Source organism: Streptomyces sp. A0592, assembly GCF_004795115.1.
Taxonomy (GTDB): domain Bacteria; phylum Actinomycetota; class Actinomycetes; order Streptomycetales; family Streptomycetaceae; genus Streptomyces; species Streptomyces erythrochromogenes.
Window position 1 is genome coordinate 452,057 of the sequence record NZ_SSBM01000003.1, and the last position, 21,059, is coordinate 473,115.

Consider the following 21,059-nt stretch of genomic DNA (forward strand, 5'->3'; position numbering starts at 1 on the left):
GCTCTCGCCCGTTCGGACGGCCCGGCTGGCCGGGGGGCGCCGCAGCGGATGCCCTTGACTCATGCCAGGTTCCGCAGCCCGCCTTGCGGCCCTCCTCTGGGCCCTGCTCCTCGCGTTCGCCCCGGCCGCCGCGGCCTGGGCCAGACCCGTGGGCTCGGCGGACAGCCCGGCCGACGTGGCCCTGGCCATCGGGCTCACCTCGGCAGCCGCCCTGGCCACCGGGCTGTGGCTGCGCTCCCGCTACCGCCGCGAGGCCGACACCGACGCGGGTGACCAGTGACGCTCCGGCCCCGGCCCCGGCCGCGAGCGGTACGGGTGTGCTTCGGGGTGGCCGCGCTGTGCCTGCTGACGGCCGCGCTGCTCGCCGTGTGGGACTCGTACGGGACGGGCTGACGGGCCGACGGGCCGACAGGCCGACCGACGAAGGCCGACGGGCCGAGCCGCGCGGGCATGCCCGGCCGGCCCTTCGTCAGGCGGCGAGGTCCTTGTCCTGCGGGCGCCGGCCCGCGGGCGGGGTGTGGGGCTGCGCGAGGTCGACCGGCAGGGGCCGTGCCCGGTCACCGGCCCGCACGAGCCGCCCGAAGCTCCGGGAGCCGGCCACCGCCCGCACCACCGGGTTCAGCAGGGCCAGCGCGAGCGGCGCGAGCACGAGGACCACGGCCGTGCCCAGCGCGAGCCCGCCGATCACGTCGGTCGGGTAGTTCACCCCCATGTAGACGCGGCAGACGCCCTCGGCGAGGGCCAGCCCGATCCCCAGGATCCCGAGCTTCCGGTTGGCCACGAACAGGCCCACGCCCAGGGCCATCGCGACGGTGGTGTGGCCGCTGACGAACGAGAACTCGGTGTTCCCCAGCCCCACGCCCCAGCCGGGGTCGAGGACCTGCAGCCCCTCGTGCTGGCGGAACGGGCGCTGCCGTCCGACGAGTTCACGCAGCGGCACGTTCACGAGCAGGGCCAGGCCTGCGGCGAGGGGGGCCCACACCAGCGCGGTGAAGGATTCGACGGCAGCGGACTCGTCCTGTCGGCGGGCGCCGCGCCAGCACCACAGGACCAGCAGCACCAGGGCCAGCAGGATCCCGTACTCACCGGCCAGGCTCACGGCGGTATCCAGCCACGCGGGGGCCCGCCGGGCCGCTCCGTTGACCTCGTACAGCAGGCTGACATCCACGTTCGGCCCACCTGTTGTGAGTCCAGCCATGGTGACGCGGCCCCTTGCTCTTGCCGTGGTTCCCCTGCGGGCGCACCCGGGTGTGCGCCCCTTCGACACCCACTTGATCAACCCCCGCGTTCATGGAACGCCCGTTCTGACGAGCGGGTTCCACTCTCCACCGAATGATCACGGCAACGTTATCGAAGAGTGACTGGTCGTCGCAGCTCAGGGCCTTTGCATTACGGAGAGTTGCTAGGACGGCCCGCCGGCGCCGGCCCGGACCGGGAGGGACTCCGCCCCGTCCTTCGTCACGCGGGTCGCTCCGAAGTAGTCGGGAGTGTCGATCTTGTCGAAGCGGATGACCGCCCCGGTGAACGGGGCGTTGATCATGTATCCGCCGCCCACGTACAGGCCGACGTGCCGGATCTCCCGGGAGTTCGTCAGATCATCGGAGAAGAAGACCAGGTCTCCGGGGAGGAGTTCGTCGCGCGAGGGGTGCGGACCGGCGTTGTACTGGTCGTTGGCCACGCGCGGCAGCTCGATCCCGACCGTCTCGTACGCGGCCTTGGTCAGCCCCGAGCAGTCGAACCGGCCGCCATGGTCGGGCGTACCGTTGCCGCCCCACAGGTACGGCGTGCCCAGCTGCTTCTGCGCGAAGTAGATCGCCCCGGCGGCCTGTTGCGAGGGCGCCACCCGGCCCACGGGCCGCGCGAAGCTCTTGGCCAGGGTGGTGATGGCCTTCACGTACCCCTGGGTCTCCTTGTACGGCGGCACGCCCCCGTACTTGATGACCGCGTAGGCGCCGGCGTTGTAGGCGGCCAGCATGTTCGACGTCGCGTCCCCCGGCACGCTCCGCACGTCCTTGGCCAGCTCGCAGTCGTACGAAGCGGCCGAGGGGATCGCGTCGTTCGGGTCCCAGATGTCCCGGTCCCCGTCCCCGTCCCCGTCGATCCCGTGGCCCGCCCAGGTGCCCGGGATGAACTGCGCGATGCCGCGCGCGTCCGCCGGGCTGACGGCGCTCGGGTTCCAGCCGCTCTCGGAGTACAGCTGCGCGGCGAGCAGCGGCGGGCTGATGGCCGGGCACAGGTTGCCCCACTTCTCCACCAGCGCCTGGTACTTCGCGGGCACGGCCCCCTTCGTCAGGCCCACGGCACGGCCGCCGGCACCCGAGCCCACGAGCCCCGCCGCCGCCGAGTACGTCCCCACCACGAGGAGCGCCACGAAGGTCAGACACAGCCCGATCCCGATCCCGCCGGCCATCCAGAGTCTGCGCACCCGTCAACCCTCCCCCATGCCCGTCGCTTTCACGTGCGAATCGCCCGTGTCGCCCGATCCGCTACTCCACTTACTCCACTTACTCCACTCGGAAGCCCGTGCAGTGGATGCTCGCGTACTTCGTAGGGTCATCCTCGACGTGGTAGAAGACCAGCGTCCAGTCCCCCGGGTCATTGGCCAGGGGCACGCCGGGGTACGTCTTGCCGTTCACGTGCTCCGCGAAGTCGTCCGGATACGTGAGCGTCAGGTATTCACCTGTCTTCCACTTGCCGTAGACGTCGAGGGGCTTGCTGGTGAAGCCCACGGCCCGGTTGTCCATCGGGAACGGCCGTCCGGTCTGCGGATCGAGGTCGTGCGGGGCCCTGACCGCGACCGACACGTAGTACGGATCGGGTTCGGCCGGGCTGTTCTCGGCGTACTTGACGCGCATGCTGATCTTCACGGACCTTCCCGAGACCTCGGCGCCCGCCTGGAAGTCCGCACCCGGCGGCTTCTGCTCCGGCCCCAGGTTGCATGCGCCGGTGCCGTGCGCCGCGCGCTCCGGGTCGGTGGACGGCAGCCAGAAGTAGCGCGAGATCCGGTTGCCCTCGATGTACTCGGCCGGCGGCTTGCCCGCGGCGCCCGCGGATGGGGAGGGCGCGGCGCCGACGCCCCCCGCGCCCGGGGTCCGGGCGGGCGTGCCCGCGGCACCCGCCGAGGCGTCCTCGCCCCGGCCCGCCCCACCGTCCTCCCCGCCGAACGGAACCAGCTTCCAGGCAGCCAGCGACAGGGCCGCGGCCACCGCCACGGCCGCCACCCACACGCCCGCCCGCCCGCGCCCCACCGGGGCGGCGGCCGGAGCCGGGGCCCCGTGGTCGGTCGGCGTGTAGCCGTGCGGGAGACCCGGCCCCTGCGTCCGCATCCCGTGCACCGGCACGGCCTCGCCCAGCGTGCCCAACCCGAGGTACAGCGGATCGTCCACCAGCGCGTCCCGTACCCCGCACCGGGCGATGACCTCCGCCAGGCCGGGCCGCGCCGCCGGGTCCTTCGCCACGCAGGCCCCGATCAGCGCCGCCAGGCCCGGCTCCACCCCGGCCAGGTCGACCGGCTCGTGCACGGCCCGGTAGCTCACCGTCGCCGGGTCGCCCGTCCCGTACGGCGGGCGCCCGGTCGCCGCGTACGCCATCGTCGCGCCCAGGGCGAAGACGTCCGCCCTGCCGTCCCCGGTCCCACCGTCCCCGGTCCCGCCGACCGCGGTGCTGCCGCCTACGAGTACCTCCGGCGCCGTGAACCCGGGCGTGCCCGGAGCCTGCCCGTCCTGGGTGAGCGCGGTGGCCCCGACCCCCTTGGCGATGCCGAAGTCGATCAGCTGCGGGCCCTGCGCGCCCAGGATGACGTTCTGCGGCTTCAGGTCCCGGTGCGTCACCCCGTACGCGTGGACGCTCGCCAGCCCCTCGGCCAGGGCCGCGAACAGCCGCAGGCAGGTGCCCACCGGGAGAGCCCCGCGGGCCGCGACGGCCCCGGCCAGCGTGGGTCCGGCCACGTACTCCGTGGCCAGCCAGTACGGCGCGGCCGCGAGCGAGGCGTCGATCAGGTTCGCCGTGTAGGCCGACCTGACCGCCCGCACCGTCTCGGCCTCCCGCCGGAACCGTGCCAGCGCCTCCGGGTGCCCGGTGATCTCGTCGCGGATCACCTTGACCGCGACCAGCCGCCCGCCGGGCGAGCGCCCGAGGTACACCTGCCCCATGCCCCCGGCGCCGAGCCTGGCCAGCAGCGTGTGCTCCCCGATGCGGGCCGGGTCGGTCCCCCTCAGTGCGTCCATCCGCACGAGGCTGCCACACCGACTCCGCCGCACCGCACCGGGGTTGGGCCCGGACACCGCTTCAGCGCGGCGCGACGTACAGGCTCTGCGCGCTCCGCCCGATCGGGCCCTTCTCGTCGTGGAGCTGCGCGTCCGCCAGGCCGATCCCGGCCGGGTCCACGCTCGTACGGGCCTGCACGCACGCCCACTCGCCCACCGGATGGCGGTGCAGGTGGACGGTCAGGTCGCTGTTGATGAAGACATAGGCCCCGAAGTCCATCACCGCGCTGATCCCGTTGCCCGAGTCGGCGGCGATCAGCACCCGGTCCAGCGGCCTGGTCTCCTCCCCGGCGATCAGCGGCACCTTCATCCGCATCCAGCAGGTGCCGGGCCCCCGTTCGACGAAGGCGCCCTCGGTGAACCGGGTCTCCATGGCCGAGTGGTAGCCGGTCTCCCACGGCACCGGGAAGAACGGCGTCACCTCCACCTCCCCCGGCGTCGGCAGCTGCGGCCCGCTCACCACGGCCGGTACGGACTCCTCGGCGACCCGGATCCGCAGGGCCCGGGCCAGCATCACGGGCGCGCCACCCACCGGGGCGATCGCGGCCTCGATGACCTCGGTGCTGCGACCGGACCGCAGCACGCCGGTGGTGACCTCCAGCTCGCCGATCGGCACCGGGCGCAGGATCTCGTACGTGATCCGGGCGATCCGCATGTCCGCGCGCGCACCCGGCCGCTCCTCGACGGCCCGCCCCAGCAGGGCGGCCGGCGGCCCGGCGTGCTGCGAGCCCGCGTCCCACGGCCCGCGCGTGTACTCGGTGGCGGCGAACCGCCCGGCATCACGTCGTACGAAGAAACCCTCGCCAGTGCCCATGCCCATGCCCATGCCCATGCCCAGCACGCTACCGACAGGTAACCAGCGGCACCAGCCCCGATCAGCGCCTCAACGGGCGAACCCCAGACCCACCCCCAGCCCCACCAGCACCGACCCGATGGCCCGGTTCAGCGTCTTCTGCGCCTTCAGCATCCGCTCGCGCAGGCCGGAGACGGAGAAGAACACCGCCACCGCCCCGAACCAGCCCAGGTGCGCCGCCGACATGAACAGCCCGTAGCCCGCCTGCTGCCACAGCGGCGTCCCCGGATCGACCACCTGCGTGAAGGTCGACACCACGAACAGCGTCGTCTTCGGGTTGAGCACATTGGTCAGGAACCCCGACCGCATCGCCCCCAGCCGGGTCAGCTGCGGCTTCGACTCCAGGTCCACGGTCACCTCCGCCCGCGCCCGGAAGGTCCGTATCCCGATCCACACCAGGTAGGCCGCACCCGCCAGCTTGATCACGGTGAACAGCGCGGTGGAGGAGGCGATCAGGAGACCGACCCCCAGCATCGTGTACGAGACGTGGACCAGCACACCGGCCGCGACCCCGGCCGCGGCGAACAGCCCGGTGGGCCGCCCGTAGAGGTAGCTGTTGCGGACCACCATGGCGAAATCGGCGCCGGGACTGATCACGGCGAGCAGGGTGATGACGGCGACTGCGATCACTTCTGTCATACGGCGATGCTCGCCGCCCCTTCCCTCTCGATCAACCCCTGTCCCGCAGAGCACACTTGGCGTATGAACCCTTCGCAGCCGCTCGCCCTGCGCCCCTTCCGCCCGGCCGACGACGCCCCCGTCCTGCGCAGCTGGGTCCCCGGCCCCGTCGAGCTCATGACCTGGGCCGGACCCCACTTCACCTGGCCCCTGGACGACGCCCAGCTCGCCGCGTACGCCGCCGAGCCCGGCCGCCGCACGTGGACCGCCGTCGCCCAGGACGGCGCCCCGCTCGGGCACGTCTCCCTCGTCGACGGCCGCCTGGGCCGCGTCCTGATCGCACCCGAGGCCCGCGGCCGGGGCCTGGGCGGGACCCTCGTCTCACTCGCCGTCTCCCTCGGCTTCGACGAGCTGGCCCTCCAGGAGATCGCCCTGGGCGTCTGGACCCACAACACGACGGCGCTGCGCATCTACGAGAAGCTCGGCTTCCGCACGACGGAGACCCTCGAAGGGGTCGAAACGGTCGACGGCACGCCCTGGAGCGTCCACCGGATGCGCCTGACCGCCTCCGACCGGCGACAATGAGGACGTGCCCGAGAGCCTGCCCATCCCCCTCCCTCTGCCCCTCCCCCTCCTGCAAGCCGACTGCGCGAACTGCTTCGCGCTCTGCTGCGTCGCCCTGCCGTTCGCCAAGTCCAACGACTTCGCCGTGAACAAGCCCGCCGGTACCCCCTGCAAGAACCTCCGGCAGGACTTCCGCTGCGGCATCCACACCCGGCTGCGCGACCAGGGCTTCCAGGGCTGCACCGTCTTCGACTGCTTCGGCGCGGGCCAGCAGGTCTCCCAGGTCACCTTCGACGGCCGCGACTGGCGCACCCACCCCGAGACCAGAGCGCAGATGTTCGACGTCTTCCCGGTGATGCGCCAGCTGCACGAACTGCTCTTCTACGTGGACCAGGCCCTGGGCCTGCCCGACGCGGCCCCGGTCCACCCCGGCCTGCGCCATGTGCTCGCCGAGACACAGGAGTGGACGCGCGCCGGTGCCGGGGCCCTCGCCGCCCTGGACGTCGCGGCCCTGCGCGGCCGGGTCAACACCCTGCTGCTCGAGACCAGCGAGCTCGTACGGGCCACGGTGCCGGGCCGCAAGAAGAACCACCGCGGCGCCGACCTGATGGGCGCCCGCCTCTCCGGGGCCAACCTGCGCGGGGCGAACCTCCGCGGCGCCTACCTGATCGCCGCCGACCTCTCCCGCGCCGACCTCCGCACCGCCGACCTGATCGGGGCGGACCTCCGCGACGCCGACCTGCGCGGCGCGGACCTCCGCGGAGCCGTCTTCCTCACCCAGCCCCAGCTGAACGCGGCCCACGGCGACCCGAAGACCCGCATCCCCGCCACCCTCACCCGCCCCGCCCACTGGACCTGACCCGGCCTGCACTCCGTACGCGGAGCCCCGGTCCTTCAGCCCCGCCTGCGATCGAGGCCCGGGGGCCCGGGGGCCCGGGGGCCGTGCCCCCGCCACGGCGCCGCACCCGGCAACGCAACCAGAAGGCCCCCGGATCCGCCAAGCCCGCGGCAGGCGAAGGGTCAGCCGGCCGAAGCCGGAATCTCCTTCATCCGGTCGACGACGGTCCGGGTCATCACCGCGGTGGTGAACACGACCGTGCCCGGCTTGATCAGTCCCCCCTCGCCGGCCTCACCCCGCACCTGGACAGTCCGCTCACCGAGGTAGGTGAGCGTCTGCCGATCGAAGATCCACTCCTCCCGCTGCCCGCTCTGCTCGTCGAGCCGGGCGACCGCGAGCCCGTGGCGCCCCGCGGCGTCGACCGCATCATCCACGACCACCACACCGGGGATCTTCGCCGCGGCCTTGTAGAGCGCGACGGTGAGCTCGGCCGGCGGAAGGCTGGAGCGCAGCAGGTCGCCGATGGTGGTGAAGGCTTCCTGGTCGGGCCCGTGGCCCATCCCCCGGGTCTCCTCGTAGATCTTCTTCAGCAGCACGTCGGGATCGGTGGGCAGCCCGGCGAGGTAGTTGTAGGACGGCGCGTTGAGGTACGGAGTCGGGGTCTCGCCCTTCTCGTTCTTCCCCCCCAGCGTCACGCCCTTCGGACCGGTGTTGCCGGGCTCGATCAGCCAGCCGTCAAGGCCGTCCGGGGAGTTCCACTGGTGGCGCATGTGCAGCTCTTCGCTGACCAGGGTGTTCTTGTTCCCGGAACTCTTCACGTAGGTGGTGGCCGTCTTGCTCCCGATGTAGATGAACTGGTCCGCGCGCACCTTCGACCCACCGCCGACCGAGGCGGCCGCCAGGGAGATGCGGTCCAGGAGCTGCGGCGTTCCCTTGCCGTCGTCGGCGGCGCCGATACGGGTGGTCATCGCCGGACCCGTGGCGATCGTGGAGCCGGTTCCGTCCGCCCCGCCCTGGTCCACGTAGGTGAGGAAGCCGGCGGCGAGCGCTCCGGCCAGGGCGAAGGCCGCGGCGGGCACGAGGAACGCACGGTTCAGGAAGGGCTTGCGCCGGGCCGTGCGAACGGCCGGGACCGTGGCGGTGGTGCCGCCGGCGTCGGCGGCGCGGAGGTCTTCGTGGATCTGGGCCATCAGTCGCTCCTTGTGGAACTGGTGGCGGCCCGCAGGCAGTTCCCGTTCGGCGAACGGCAGGGGGAGGGAGTCCTCCTCCCGGCCGGCCGGGTGGCGCCGGGAAAGGTCGGCGTTCATCAGATTCCCTCCTGTGCGGACCGGACCGTCTTCGCGCGGTCGTCATATGTCTGTCGGGCCCGGGCCGGGAGTTCCCGTCTGTTCTTCTTCAGTTCCGCGTCGGCGAGTTTGCGCAGCTTCGCACGGGCCCGGGACAGCCGGGAGCGCACGGTTCCGACGGGGATGCCGAGGACGCGCGCGGCCTCGGCGTACTCCAGGCCCTCGCACAGGCACAACAGGAGGACCTCGCGCTCGGGTCCGCGCAGCGCACTCAACTGCGTCAGCGTCGCCGCGATGTGCTGCCGGTCGTCCAGCCGGCCGGCCACCTCGTCGGCGTGGTCGGGCACGGACGCGGCCCCCGCCGCCGCTGCGGCGGCCGCGGCGGCGGCCCGGAAGCGGCGGTTGCTGCGGCAGTGGTTGCGGGCGATGTTGGTGGTGATCCCCAGGAGCCAGGGCCGGAGGGAGCCGCCCTCGGGATCGACCGTGCCGCGCAGCCGCCACGCCTCCATGAAGGCCGCCGACATGACGTCCTCCGCGACGGCCCAGTCACCGGTCATCCGGAAGGCATGGTTGTAGAGGGTGCGGGAGTAGCTGTCGAACAGCTCCGCATAGGCGTCCGGATCCCCGGACCGCACCCGAGTTCGCATCTCTGTGGTCACTCCTGTCGGCTGTCCGGCACCCACGACCGAGTTCCCATGACCTGCGTCACACCCTACGAACCACCCACCACCGCCCCCCCCACCGGTCTCCGCCCCCAGCCGCCCGGCCCCTCCCGGCCCCCGGCACCCGGTACCCGGCCAACCCGCCGCCACCGCCGACCCGGCAGCTCCCACACGGCGAACCCGGTCACCCGACCCCCCGGCACCACCGCCAACCAGCCGCACCCGGCACACCAGACAGCCGCATCGGTCGCGCCGCGGACCCCGCACTCGGGCGCTCCGGCGCGGCGAACGCGGTCAACCCGACACCCCAGCGCACCGCCGACCTGCCGCCCCGGCTCCCCACGGCACCGCCAACTTGCCAGCCCGACTCCATACGGCACCGCCAGCCAGGCACCCGGCACCCGGCACCCGGCACCGCCAGCCGACACGACATCCGTCCCGCCGGACAGCCGCCCCGGTCGCCCCGCCGGCACCGCAGGCCGGCGCTCGGGCGCTGCCGCACGGCGAACACGTCAACCCGGTGCATCGCCAACCAGCCGCCCCGGCTCCCCACGGCACCGCCAACCTGCCAGCCCGACGCCCCGGCTCCCCGACTCCGTGCGGCACATCAACCCGGCACCGCAGCCGTCCCACCGACCCGCCGCCTCGGTCGCCAGGCGGCACCGCAAACCCGGCGCGCCAGACCCCGGCGGCGCCGCAGACGTCACGGCCCCGCCCCCGGGCGCCCGGCCCATCGGCAATCAGGCAGGGACCGGCCACCCGACCCAACCGGCCCGGCCGGCCCCGCCGGCCCCGCCGGCCCCGCCGATCCGGCGATCAGGCGATCAGGCGATCAGGCGATCAGGCGATCAGGCGATCAGGCAGCGGCGTCCCCCCGGCCGATCCGGGCCAGGAAGCCCCGCACCGCCGCGTAGTACCCCTCCGGGTCCCCCTCCCGCACCGTGTGCCCCGCCGGCAGTTCCACCAGCCGCACCCCCGCCCTCCGTACCGTCATCTCCCGCGCGTGCTCCGCCGACAGCACCCCGCTCCGGTCCCCCCGCACCAGCAGCGTCGGCGCCTCCACCCGCAGCCAGTCCTCCCAGTGGTCCCCGTTCAGCTCCTGCTGGGACGTCACCATGTCCTCCACCTCGAACGCGGTCCCCCACCCGTCCGGGTGCTCCCGTACCGACCCGTCCAGATACGCCGCCGCGCTGCCCACCTCCGCCAGGAACCCGGCCCGGGTCCCCGCCCGCCGCGGCCAGGCCCGCGCGAACGACAGGTCGTCGTCGACCACCGCCCCGATGTCCTCCACCACCACCCCCCGCACGAGATCCGGCCGCCGCGCGGCCAGCTGGTAGGCGTTGACCCCGCCCAGCGAATGCCCCAGTACCACCGCCGGACCCAGCCCCACGTGCTCCAGCAGGGCGGCCGCGTCCGAGACGTACCCCTCCCGCGTGAACTCCCCCGCCCGGTCGGACTCCCCGTGCCCGCGCTGGTCCAGGGCGATCACCCGCCACGCCGGACCCACCTCCCGGGCCAGCCGCTCGAAGGCGGCCCCCGACCCGAAGTGCCCGTGCAGCGCCAGCAGCGGCGCCCCCGGCCCACCGAAGTCCGTGTAGGCCAGGCGCCGACCGTCCTGCGCCACCATCACCCCCGGCAGCGGCCCCAACGTGTCGATGACCCGCTGCCGCAGCAGCTGGTACTCCTCCCAGCGCCGGTTCAGCCGACCGCCCGGCCGCTTCACCACACGCCCGGGCGTGACCGTCTCACCCCGCCGGAACTGCTCCCGCGTCAGATCGATGCGGATGCCGCCGGGCAGCAGGTTCCACCAGTGGTAGCCCTCCTGACGGCCGTCGTGGAACACCTCGCCCAGCACCAGGTCCCCACCCACGAGGTCCTGCACGACCAAGGCGGTGATGTCACATTGCCCCCAGGCCGGATTCTCCGGAGTCCAGGGAATCCGGCTGATGTCGGCCGGCTCGGTGGTGTCGGCGGACCACCCCGCCCGAATGGCCGCCTCGAGATCCGCAAGAGTCCAGGTCGTCGTCATCCGCCCAGCCTGCCGCACCCCACTGACAACGCGACGGCCACGAGGATCAGGGGTTGATGACCGCGGCCCAGCCCAGGGTGCAGGTCAGCGTCAGCGTGCACGAGGTCTCGAAAACGGCCCCGGACGTGGTGAGCACCTTCACGTAGACCCGGTCGGCGACCTTCACGGACACCCCGCAGGCGTTGCGCGGATACCCGGGCGTCTGCCGGTAGTTGGTCAGGTCCTTCCACGCGTAGGCACCGGTCGGAGCGCTCCGGTAGCCGACGTACGTCCTGCCCCGGGTCAGCGCCGCGCTGTACTCGGCACCCGACATCGACCCCGGCACCCCGACCGTGTCGATGTCCACACACGGCCCCGGCGGCCCCTGCGGCCCCGCCGGACCCCGCTCCACCTTGGGTTTCGTCCCCCCGCGCTGCACCGGACAAGCCGTACCGCGAGCGCCCGCCGCCCCCTTCGGCTTACCCTTCGCAGCGGCGGCCCCGGTCTTCTTCCCGCAGACCTCGGCCACCACCGCCGACCCCGGCACGCCCCCCGCGGCGGCGTCCGCGGCCGCCACCGGCGCCGAAACACCCCCGAGCACCAGCACCAACGGCACGGCCAGACCCGCAGCCGGCCACAGGCGCCGGCCCGCCCTGACAACGGAACCCATCCTTCACTCCCTGCGTCGTCCTACCTGACGACGTGGAGCTTCACCCGCGATCCCGCGTACGGATGGATTACTGACGGAATGTCGGACATATGTCAGCGCGTCGGCCCAACGACACGCGACCCCGCTGCTCCGAACGGCGGCCCCTCGCCCCACCCCCCGTACGCCGAGAGGACAATCATTGCCCGGCGTCACCCCCCGTGATACACAGAGTGACCGCACGTTCATGCGCACGGACGCCGGCCCGGCCCAGGTCAGAGCGCGGAAGCCGGTCACGGGCCACGAGATCGGGTAAAGAGAGCCGACAAGTCGACGACGGCGGCGGTTTCATCAGCGAAGATAGTGCGTGACCCCTGCCGTCGGGCAGCGGGCATCCGGAACTACCCATACAGGGGCGGTGAGTTACATGATCCTGGCAGCCGAAAAGGGCGACATCACCACCATCATCGGCGGAATCGCCCCGAACTGGGGGCCGTTCGGCAGTCTCGGCAACGAAGCGAAGGTCATGATCGAGGTGGTCATGGCCGTGGCGATCCTCCTCTGCCTCGGCATCGCCATCTGGGGCGCGGCCAAACAGCGCATCGGCGCGACCGCCCTGCGCGACACGTTCAGCGCGGAACAGGGCAAGGGCCTGATCGTGGCCGGCCTCACGGGCGTCTTCATCATCGGCTCCCTCGGCACGCTCTTCACGATCGTCTACGGAATGGCCGTCTAGCCCGACCGACCACCGGTGGCCCCGACCTGACGAGGACTCACCACACCGCATCCACGCGGGAACCAGCGCTACCGTCGTACGACGCGGAGGGGGCGGAAACGGAATGAGCAACGACGACCAGTACGGCGGCACCGGCTACGGCGAGGTCGGCGGCACGGGCCAGACCCGTACCCGCCTCGCCGAAGCCCCCTCCGACCCGTACGGCCCCGCCCGCCGCACCTCCCGCGCCCCCCGCAGCCTGGTCACCGTGGTCGGCGTGGTGGTCCTCCTGATCGCCGCCATCGCCTTCGCCAACCAGTCCCCGGACACCCCCGACGACCGCCCCGCGGACGACGCCCCGGCCGCCACCTCCACCACCGCCACAGGCACGAACCCGGTCACCGGCAAAACCGCCGGCATCCCGAAGGGCTTCGCCCACGACGAACAGGGCGCCCAATCGGCCGCCGCCAACTACGCGGTGGCCCTCGGCTCCGACGGCATGTTCCGCAAGAACACCCGCCACGCCCTCGTCGACGGCATCTACGCACCCGACGTCGCGTCCAGAATGAAGGGCCCGCAGGACGAGGCCTACTCGCCGGCCTTCCTCGCCAAGCTCGGCCTCGACGCGAACGGAAACGCACCCCAGGGCAGCACCTTCGTCACCCGCACCGTCCCTATCGGCACCCGTGTGGAGAGCTACACGCCGACCGCCGCCAAGGTGTCCGTCTGGTACACCGGCCTGATCGGCATGTCCGGCACCAAGTCCACCGACCCGGTCCGGACCCTCTGGAAGACCTGGACCTTCGAGCTGAGTTGGATCGGCGAGGACTGGAAGGTCATCGACGACACCCAACAGGACGGGCCCGCCCCGGTTCCCGGCGATGTCCCCGTGTCGACGTCCGACGACATGAGCAAGGCCATCAAGGAATTCGGAGGATTCACCTATGCCCGCTAGCCTCCGGCTTCCCGCCCGGCTGGGCGTGGTCGCCTCCGCCCACCTCGCGGTCGTCGCCCTGGCGACCCGCGCCCACGCCGCCCCGACACCGACGCCCACACCACAGGCCACCAACGACCCCTGCGCCCTGCTCGACGGCCCCTCCAAGCAGTACTGCCAGAACGGCACGGGCGCATCCGGTGGCACACCAGGAACCGGGCTGGCTCCCAGCGACGGCGGCGACGCCCTCAACCCCCTCGCCTCCCTCGCCAAGGGCTGCGCCGACGCCGCCGCCTGGATCGTCACCAAGCTCAGCGAAGCGGTCAACGGCAGCGCCAACGTCGACTTCACCAACGCCACCTTCCTCAAGCAGTACGCCGTCGTCTTCGCCGCCTCCACCATCCTCACGCTCGTCCTGTGGCTCTTCGCCGTAGCCAAGCGAGCCGTCCGCGGCGTCCCCCTCACCACCGCCATCTCCGAAGCCATCGGCTTCCTCTGGCTCACCGTCCTGGCCTCCGCCTTCACCCCCCTGATCCTCTACACCGTCGTCTCCGCGACAGACGGCGTCACCGAGGTCATCGCCTCCGCCACCGGCGGCCAGACCGACGTCTTCTTCGGCTCCTTCTCCGAGGCCCTCAAGAAGGGCGACGACATCGGCGGCGGCCCGATCATGCTGATCGTCGTCGCCCTCGTCACCGTCCTCGCCGCCGGCATCCTCTTCCTCGAGCTCTTCATCCGCGCCGCCCTCCTCTACGTCGGCGCCCTCCTCGGCGTCGTCGTCTACTCCGGGCTCGTCGACCGCAACCTCTGGGGCCACGTCCGCCGCTGGGCCGGCATCATGATCGCCGTCATCCTCGTGAAGCCGGTCATCGTCATCGTCCTCGGCCTCGCCGGCGCCCTCACCGGCGAACAAGGCCCCAACGCCTTCTCCGCCGTCGTCACCGGCCTCTCCATCATCCTCCTGGCGATCTTCGCCTCCGCGATGATCTACCGCTTCGTCCCCGGCTTCGGCGACGAGATCGCCTCCGCCCGCGCCGGCCGCAGCAAGGCCACCGACGGAGCCCAGGCAGCCGCCGTCATCAGCTCCCCGGCCTCCCTCGTCTCCCAGGGCATCAAGACCCACAGCAGCCGCGGCGCCCACCGCGGCGGCGACGGCGGCGGCAGCACGCCCCGCCCCGCCAACCCCCTCTCCGGAGGCGTGGCCGCCCACAGCAGCCGCCCCACCTCCGGCGGCGGGGCCGGCGGCGGATCTGTCCCCTCCGCCGCACCCCCGCCCCGCACGAGCTCGAGCACGAGGAACACAGGAGGTGACGGGCGTTGACGACCCAGTCCCACCAGCTGCACCCGGTCGCACCCCGCCGCACGTATCTCATCGGCCGCGCCCGGCCGAACGCGATCGTCGGCAAGAACCGCGAGACCGGCGAGATCGCCCTCATCATCACCGGGGCGTTCTTCGGCATGATGAGCGGACTGCTCGTCCCCGACCTCACCCTGCGCATCGTCAGCCTGGTCGGCTTCCCCATGCTCGCGCTCGCCGCCGTGTACGTCCCGTACAAGGGCCGCACCTTCTACCGCTGGTTCGAGATCAGCCGCAGCTACAAGCGCACCCTGCGCCGCGGCACCACCTACCGCTCCGGCGCCATGGAAGCCGGCATCCGCGCCGCCGACGGCCGCGAGGTCGAGGTCGGCCCGCCCCCCGGCATCGGCCGCATCAACTGGCTCGCCGCCCCCTTCGGCCCCGACGAGATCGCCGTACTCCTCCACGCCGACCGCCGCACCGTCACCGCCGCCATCGAGATCGAGGGCCCCGGCGTCGGCCTGCGCGACAGCGAGGACCAGGAAGCCCTCGTCGACCGCTTCGGCACCCTCCTCAAGCACGTGGCCAACGGCGACGGCTTCGTCACCCGCCTCCAGATGCTCGCCCGCACCCTCCCCGCCGACCCCGACGCCCACGCCAAGGACGTCGCCCAGCGCGGCGACACCCGGGCCCCCGTCTGGCTGCGCGACTCCTACGAGCAGCTCCAGTCCATGGTGTCCACCTCCTCCGAGCAGCACCGCGCGTACCTCGTCGCCTGCATGCACTACACCCGCGACCTGGCCGCCGAAGCCGTCACCATCGCCCGCGCCTCCACCCCCCACAAGGGCCGCAAGCTCGACCGCGACGCCGGCCTCGCCATCGTCATGGCCCGCGAGCTCACCGACATCTGCGCCCGCCTCGCCGAAGCCGACATCCGCGTCCGCCAGCCCCTCGGCCAGGGCCGCCTCGCCTCCCTCGTGCACTCCATGTACGACCCGGACCACCCCATCGACCACATCCAGGCCATGACCAAGCGCAACGCCTGGCCCGCCGAACTCGACGCGGTCGAACCCACCTTCCTCCAGGCCAAGACCCGCGAGTCCTCCACCCGCGCCCCCTGGTGCCACGCCACCGCCTGGGTCAAGGAATGGCCCATGACCCCTGTCGGCGTGAACTTCCTCGCCCCGCTCCTCGTCCACACCCCCGACGTCATCCGCACCGTCGCCGTCACCATGGACCTGGAGCCCACCGAGGTGGCCATCGAGCGCATGCTCACCGAGAAGACCAACGACGAGGCCGACGCCTCCCGCGCCGCCAAGATGAACCGCACCGTCGACCCCCGCGACATCGCCGCCCACGGCCGGCTCGACCAGAGGGGTGAAGATCTCGCCAGCGGCGCTGCCGGAGTCAACCTGGTCGGGTACATCACGGTGTCCTCGCGTTCACCGGAGGCCCTCGCCCGCGACAAGCGCACCATCCGTGCCTCGGCCGGCAAGTCCTACCTGAAGCTGGAGTGGTGCGACCGCGAGCACCACCGCGCCTTCGTCAACACCCTGCCGTTCGCCACCGGCATCCGACGCTAGCTGGAGGGAAAGCCGCCCATGCGAGATCCCATGACAGCGCTGACGGACGCCTTCACCAGCTTCCTCTTCGGCAAAGTCGAAACCACGCGCCTGCCCGTACGCACCTCCACCGGGCAGGCGCAAGCCGTCTACCTGCCCACCGCGGCCCCCGGCCTCGGCGACTCCGGCGTCATCATCGGCCGCGAGGTCTACAGCGGCAAGGGCTACATCTACGACCCCTTCCAGCTGTACGGCCAGCAGCTCCCGGCCCCCCACTGGCTCGTCCTCGGCGAATCCGGAAACGGCAAGTCGGCCCTCGAGAAGACCTACGTCCTGCGCCAGCTCCGCTTCAAGGACCGCCAGGTCGTCGTCCTCGACGCCCAGGGCGAGGACGGCGTCGGCGAATGGAACCTGATCGCCCAGCAGCTGGGGATAACCCCCATCCGCCTGGACCCGATCGCCGCCAACGACTCCGGGATCCGCCTCAACCCCCTCGACCCGGCCATCACCACGACCGGCCAGCTCGCGCTGCTCCGCACCATCATCGAGGTGGCCATGGGCCACGGCCTCGACGAGCGCGCCGGCTTCGCCCTCAAGGTCGCCCACGCCTACGTCGTCGACACCATCCGCGACCGCCAGCCCGTCCTCACCGACATCGTCGAGCAACTGCGCCACCCCGAGGCCGAGTCCGCGCTCGCCATGAACGTCGACATAGACGATGTCCGGGCCTGGGGCCTCGACGTCGCGCTCGTCCTCGACCGCCTCGTCGACGGCGACCTGCGCGGCATGTTCGACGGCCCCACGACCGTCGGCATCGACCTCGACGCCCCCCTGATCGTCTTCGACCTCTCCCACATCGACCGCAACTCCATCGCCATGCCCATCCTCATGGCGATCGTCGGCGTGTGGCTGGAGCACACCTGGATCCGGCCCGACCGCAAGAAGCGCATCTTCCTCGTCGAAGAGGCCTGGCACATCATCAACAGCCCCTTCGTCGCCCAGCTGTTCCAGCGCCTTCTGAAGTTCGGCCGCCGCCTCGGCCTGTCCTTCGTCGCCGTCGTCCACCACCTCTCCGACGTCGTCGACGGCGCCGCCGCCCGCGAAGCCGCGGCCATCCTCAAAATGGCCTCCACCCGCACCATCTACGCCCAGAAGGCCGACGAGGCCCGCGCCACGGGCCGCGTACTGGGCCTGCCCCGCTGGGCCGTCGAAATCATCCCGACCCTCACCCCCGGCATCGCCGTCTGGGACGTCAACGGCAACGTCCAGGTCGTCAAACACCTGATCACCGAAGCCGAACGCCCCCTGGTCTTCACCGACCGCGCCATGACCGAGTCCTCAACCCCGACCCACCTCCCCGCGGACCTCCTCGCCGCCGAACTGGAAGCGGAGGAACGCGCCCTGTCCATCGAACGCAGCCGCGGCAGCGGCAGCCCCGGATCCGCGACCACGGTGGCCTGACCATGCACGACGCACGACGTACGGAGCCCCCCGCGCGCGGCGGAATCCCGGACGGCCTGCTGGTCGCCCTGCTGGCCTTCCTCCTCGGCCTGGCCGTCCTCGTCTGGACGGCCACCGGCCTGGCCGCCCTCTTCGCCAAGGGCTCCTGGCCCGACACCGTCACCTTCACCCGGACCCCGACGGCCGTCCGCGCCCTGATAGCGCAACCGCACGACATCCAGGCCGCCTGGCCCGACACCGCCCCCGCGGACCTCTCCGGCTGGGGCCTGTTCTGGGGCCTGTTCGTCAGCCAGCTGCTGATCCTCTTCGTCCTGACGGTCTTCGTCATCGGGGTCGTGGCCCGCACCAAGGCCCGCCGCGCCCTGGCCAAAAACTCCGCCGCAGCCCCCGGACCGCACGAGCCCGCCCCCATCCCGACGCCCGTCCCCGCCCCGGCCCCTGCCGCTCCGGCCCCGCCCGATGCAGCCCCGCCGGCGTTTGAGGCGCGGGGGCCCGGGGCCAGCGCCCCCGCCACCCACACCAGCCCGAACGACGAGGCCTACCGCTACGGCTTCGGCTACGCGCCCCGCGCCGCCGCAGCAGCGACCACCGCGCCCGCCCCGCAGGGGATCACGTACGGCGGCCCCAACGACCGCCTGCGCTCCGCGGCAACCCGCATCGGCGAGACGGAGGGAGCCGCCCTCGTCGTGACCTCCTCCCCCACCCTCTGGGCCGAGACCAAGGACGCCCGCGCCAAACTCGGCCCGGTCCTCCTCTACGACCCCTCCCACCTGTGCGACACCCCGGCCCGCATGCACTGGAACCCCGCCGAGGGCTGCGCCGACCGCGACACCGCCGCCGCCCGGGCCGTCGCCCTGCTGGCCCCCGTACGCCCGCAGGCCCGGATGGACGAAGCGGTCGCCGACACCGCCGAAACGCTCCTGCGCAGCTGGCTCCAGGCCGCCGCCCTCGACGACCGCCCGTTCAAGCAGCTCCACCGCTGGGCCCAGGGCAACAGCGCCCAGGACCCGGTACGCATCCTGCGCACCCACCCCCAGGCCGCCGCTGGCGCGGCCGGCGAACTGGAGAGCGCCCTTACCGCGCACCCCGAACGCCGTGAGCTCGCCCAGCACCTGACGGCCCGTGCCCTCTCCTGCCTGACCTCGATCCACATCCGCGAGGCCTGCAACACGAACCGAACAGATGCCCTCACCTTGGCTTCGTTCGTCGCCGAAGGGGGAACCCTCTACATGGTGGGTGAAGCTCTGGAGGACCCTCGCACCCACCCGGGTGCGATGCCGTTGCTGACCGCACTCGCCTCTCACGTGGTCGAGCACGGCCGCCGCATGGCCGCACGGTCATCCCACGGTCGGCTCGACCCACCACTGTCCCTCGTACTGGACGACGTGGCGGCCGTGGCACCGATCCCCCAGCTCCCCGAGCTGCTGGCCGGGGACACGCTTCCCCTTCTCGCCCTGTGCCGCAGCCGCGAACAGGCCCGCTCCCGCTGGCCCGGAGCCGACCTCTAGTGCTGTGGCCGGAAAGCTTCGCCGTGCCGGGTGCCGCGACACGGTGAACCTTCCCGGTCACAGCACTAGGCGGTGTCCGGCCGCCGGAGCGCGTACTCCAGCTCCTTGGCGGCCGGGTTGCCGGGCACCGGCACGACGGTGCCGGTCTCCTCGAACCCGTACTTCCGGTAGAAGGCGACGGCCCGCTCGTTGTCCTCGTGCACGAAGAGCCGTACGCGTTCCAGCACCGGCTGCTCCAGCCCCCAGGCCCACTCCAGCGCGGCCCCGAACAGGGCCTCGGTCAGCCCGGTCCCGCGCTGCTCGGCCCGCACGAACACCCCGACCAGGTGCCCCTGCGTCCGCTCGACGGCCTGGTCGAAGAAGTCGACGGTCCCGCCCTCCTCGACGAGCACGGACACCGTACCGACCCAGCGCCCGTCAGGGGCCTCCGCGACGAACTGCCGGGCGGCCCGGCCGTGCGAGGCACCCTCGGCCCGCCCCTGCCAGAACTCGTCGGGGTGTCCCTCTGCCTGCTCCACCGTCTCGAGGAAGGCAACCGGAGCCGCCGGGTCCTTGAGCCCGGCGATCCGCAGCTCCTTGACCTTCTCCCACTCGTCGGCGCGCACCGGACGTATCACGTGCTGGACTTCGCTCATGAGCGGAGATCCTAACCACCCATCCGCCAGACTTCATCCATGATTCCGCACGTCAGAGCCATCGAGCACGTCACCGCCCGGTCCTCCGGCAGCCCATTGGACCCAGCCGTCGCGGTGACCCTGAACTTCCACCCCGACCGCTGGTCCGGCGACCGCCCGATCCTCGCCTCCCTGGCCGAGGAGGGCGTGTACCGCTCCCAGTTCGTCACGGGCACGGGCAACGGCGGCCTCACCGCCCATCCGGGCGGCGCCCGCTGGCTGTGGGAGAGCCGCATATTCGGCGGGGCGTACGACGACGCCCCGCCAGAAGCCCGCCCGGTGTACGGCGCCTTGAACTTCCGCAACAACCCGGCCGGTGCCGCTCCCCGTTTCGGCTCGGCCCATTTCCGCCTCACGCCGTCGGCCCTGCCGCGGACCACCTTCTGCTACCCGGACAGCTACCTCGAACCGGAATCCTTCGGCGTCGCGGACCGCATGTCCCTGATCGCCCTGGCCGAGGCCGACGACCAGGACGCCCTCGACGACTACATCGAGGCTCAGGTCCACACACCGGTCCTGCTGGAACGCGATGTCGCCGCTCTCGTACTGGACCCCAGTTACCGCGGCACGCCGGTCGAGGCCGCGGCCGCCCGGCTCCCCTGCCCGACCGAATGGCACCCCGGTTTCCTGCTCACGGTCGACGAACTGCGCCGCAATCCCGAATACCGAGGGCAGGAGTACGTCGACCTCGGAGCCGAAATCGCTGTCGCAGGCCGGCTGACCCCGCACATCCTCGGCGAGGCGGCACGTACGGGCCGGTACGACGAGCAGGCTCTCAAACGGGTCTGGCACTACCTGGCCCGCTTCGGAATGCACCAACACCCGTAAACGCAGAAAAGCCCCGCACCCAGAGGGTGCGGGGCTTTCCCACAATGATTGTTCGGCGGCGTCCTACTCTCCCACAGGGTCCCCCCTGCAGTACCATCGGCGCTGAAAGGCTTAGCTTCCGGGTTCGGAATGTAACCGGGCGTTTCCCTAACGCTATGACCACCGAAACACTATGAAATTCGAACGCTGGCTGTAATCACAGCTGTTCGTTATTTCAGAACTAACACAGTGGACGCGAGCAACTGAGGACAAGCCCTCGGCCTATTAGTACCAGTCAGCTTCACCCGTTACCGGGCTTCCACATCTGGCCTATCAACCCAGTCGTCTACTGGGAGCCTTA

Annotated in this window: 20 protein-coding genes and 2 rRNA genes; 10 read left to right on the forward strand and 12 right to left on the reverse strand. The window is 72.0% G+C overall.

Features of this window, described 5'->3' with window-relative positions:
* Positions 1–61 precede the first annotated feature (61 nt).
* On the forward strand, positions 62–280 hold the full coding sequence (locus tag E6U81_RS07510; RefSeq protein ID WP_136229270.1) for a hypothetical protein: 219 nt from the start codon (positions 62–64) through the stop codon (positions 278–280).
* 189 nt (positions 281–469) lie between these two features.
* On the opposite strand, the gene E6U81_RS07515 is transcribed toward E6U81_RS07510, so the two are convergent.
* The 5 genes from E6U81_RS07515 to E6U81_RS07535 form a co-directional block, all read right to left on the reverse strand.
* Positions 470–1,198 carry a phosphatase PAP2 family protein gene (locus E6U81_RS07515; protein WP_136229271.1) on the reverse strand — a complete coding sequence of 243 codons (729 nt, stop codon included), beginning with the start codon at positions 1,196–1,198 and terminating at the stop codon, positions 470–472.
* A 204-nt stretch (positions 1,199–1,402) separates the two neighbouring features.
* Positions 1,403–2,410, reverse strand: coding sequence for a bifunctional lytic transglycosylase/C40 family peptidase (locus E6U81_RS07520; RefSeq protein ID WP_136229338.1), 1,008 nt, complete (start codon positions 2,408–2,410; stop codon positions 1,403–1,405).
* Positions 2,411–2,504: 94 nt separating this feature from the next.
* Positions 2,505–4,226 carry a serine/threonine-protein kinase gene (locus E6U81_RS07525; RefSeq protein WP_136229272.1) on the reverse strand — a complete coding sequence of 574 codons (1,722 nt, stop codon included), beginning with the start codon at positions 4,224–4,226 and terminating at the stop codon, positions 2,505–2,507.
* A 61-nt stretch (positions 4,227–4,287) separates the two neighbouring features.
* Positions 4,288–5,097 (reverse strand): thioesterase family protein, encoded by an 810-nt coding sequence (locus E6U81_RS07530; protein ID WP_240803696.1) that lies wholly within the window; start codon positions 5,095–5,097, stop codon positions 4,288–4,290.
* Between the two features lie 51 nt (positions 5,098–5,148).
* Positions 5,149–5,757 carry a LysE family transporter gene (locus E6U81_RS07535; RefSeq protein ID WP_136229273.1) on the reverse strand — a complete coding sequence of 203 codons (609 nt, stop codon included), beginning with the start codon at positions 5,755–5,757 and terminating at the stop codon, positions 5,149–5,151.
* Between the two features lie 63 nt (positions 5,758–5,820).
* On the opposite strand from E6U81_RS07535, the gene E6U81_RS07540 reads away from it, so the two are divergent.
* Together E6U81_RS07540 and E6U81_RS07545 are read left to right on the forward strand one after the other, a co-directional pair.
* Positions 5,821–6,321: a GNAT family protein gene (locus E6U81_RS07540; protein ID WP_168714577.1), complete on the forward strand. Its 501-nt coding sequence runs from the start codon at positions 5,821–5,823 to the stop codon at positions 6,319–6,321.
* Between the two features lie 4 nt (positions 6,322–6,325).
* Entirely contained in the window at positions 6,326–7,159 is an 834-nt protein-coding gene (locus E6U81_RS07545; protein WP_136229275.1) for a pentapeptide repeat-containing protein, read from the forward strand.
* A gap of 161 nt (positions 7,160–7,320) precedes the next feature.
* Here the strand turns inward: E6U81_RS07545 and E6U81_RS07550 are convergent, their stop codons facing one another.
* The 4 genes from E6U81_RS07550 to E6U81_RS07570 form a co-directional block, all read right to left on the reverse strand.
* Positions 7,321–8,445 (reverse strand): CU044_5270 family protein, encoded by a 1,125-nt coding sequence (locus tag E6U81_RS07550; protein WP_136229276.1) that lies wholly within the window; start codon positions 8,443–8,445, stop codon positions 7,321–7,323.
* Positions 8,445–9,071, reverse strand: a complete 627-nt coding sequence (locus tag E6U81_RS07555) for an RNA polymerase sigma factor (RefSeq protein WP_206309864.1) — start codon at positions 9,069–9,071, stop codon at positions 8,445–8,447. Before E6U81_RS07555 ends, E6U81_RS07550 begins: the two co-directional genes overlap by 1 nt.
* Before the next feature lie 871 nt (positions 9,072–9,942).
* The gene (locus E6U81_RS07560) at positions 9,943–11,115 is read right to left on the reverse strand and encodes an alpha/beta hydrolase (RefSeq protein ID WP_346766130.1); all 1,173 of its coding nucleotides are present in this window, start codon (positions 11,113–11,115) and stop codon (positions 9,943–9,945) included.
* A 46-nt stretch (positions 11,116–11,161) separates the two neighbouring features.
* Positions 11,162–11,461, reverse strand: coding sequence for a hypothetical protein (locus E6U81_RS07570; RefSeq protein WP_136229278.1), 300 nt, complete (start codon positions 11,459–11,461; stop codon positions 11,162–11,164).
* A gap of 706 nt (positions 11,462–12,167) precedes the next feature.
* Between E6U81_RS07570 and E6U81_RS07575 the strand changes: the two genes are divergently transcribed.
* The 6 genes from E6U81_RS07575 to E6U81_RS07600 all read left to right on the forward strand — a co-directional run bounded on the left by E6U81_RS07575 (position 12,168) and on the right by E6U81_RS07600 (position 19,217).
* Positions 12,168–12,476, forward strand: a complete 309-nt coding sequence (locus tag E6U81_RS07575; protein WP_008742356.1) for a hypothetical protein — start codon at positions 12,168–12,170, stop codon at positions 12,474–12,476.
* Positions 12,477–12,579: 103 nt separating this feature from the next.
* On the forward strand, positions 12,580–13,410 hold the full coding sequence (locus E6U81_RS07580) for a hypothetical protein (RefSeq protein WP_136229279.1): 831 nt from the start codon (positions 12,580–12,582) through the stop codon (positions 13,408–13,410).
* Positions 13,400–14,710: a hypothetical protein gene (locus E6U81_RS07585; RefSeq protein ID WP_206309865.1), complete on the forward strand. Its 1,311-nt coding sequence runs from the start codon at positions 13,400–13,402 to the stop codon at positions 14,708–14,710. The genes E6U81_RS07580 and E6U81_RS07585 overlap by 11 nt, the downstream gene beginning before the upstream one ends.
* Positions 14,707–16,269, forward strand: a complete 1,563-nt coding sequence (locus E6U81_RS07590) for an SCO6880 family protein (RefSeq protein WP_136229280.1) — start codon at positions 14,707–14,709, stop codon at positions 16,267–16,269. Before E6U81_RS07585 ends, E6U81_RS07590 begins: the two co-directional genes overlap by 4 nt.
* 18 nt (positions 16,270–16,287) lie before the next feature.
* Positions 16,288–17,709 carry an ATP-binding protein gene (locus E6U81_RS07595; protein ID WP_136229281.1) on the forward strand — a complete coding sequence of 474 codons (1,422 nt, stop codon included), beginning with the start codon at positions 16,288–16,290 and terminating at the stop codon, positions 17,707–17,709.
* Positions 17,710–17,711: 2 nt separating this feature from the next.
* Positions 17,712–19,217, forward strand: coding sequence for a type VI secretion protein (locus tag E6U81_RS07600; RefSeq protein ID WP_136229282.1), 1,506 nt, complete (start codon positions 17,712–17,714; stop codon positions 19,215–19,217).
* Positions 19,218–19,282: 65 nt separating this feature from the next.
* On the opposite strand, the gene E6U81_RS07605 is transcribed toward E6U81_RS07600, so the two are convergent.
* On the reverse strand, positions 19,283–19,852 hold the full coding sequence (locus tag E6U81_RS07605; RefSeq protein ID WP_136229283.1) for an N-acetyltransferase: 570 nt from the start codon (positions 19,850–19,852) through the stop codon (positions 19,283–19,285).
* Positions 19,853–19,891: 39 nt separating this feature from the next.
* Between E6U81_RS07605 and E6U81_RS07610 the strand changes: the two genes are divergently transcribed.
* A complete protein-coding gene (locus E6U81_RS07610; protein WP_136229284.1) occupies positions 19,892–20,719 on the forward strand; it encodes a DUF3626 domain-containing protein in 828 nt (275 codons plus the stop codon).
* 50 nt (positions 20,720–20,769) lie between these two features.
* Here E6U81_RS07610 and rrf read toward each other — a convergent pair.
* Both rrf and E6U81_RS07620 read right to left on the reverse strand, forming a co-directional pair.
* A 5S ribosomal RNA gene (rrf, locus tag E6U81_RS07615) occupies positions 20,770–20,886 on the reverse strand.
* 77 nt (positions 20,887–20,963) lie between these two features.
* Positions 20,964–21,059, reverse strand: a 23S ribosomal RNA gene (locus E6U81_RS07620); the annotation flags it as partial.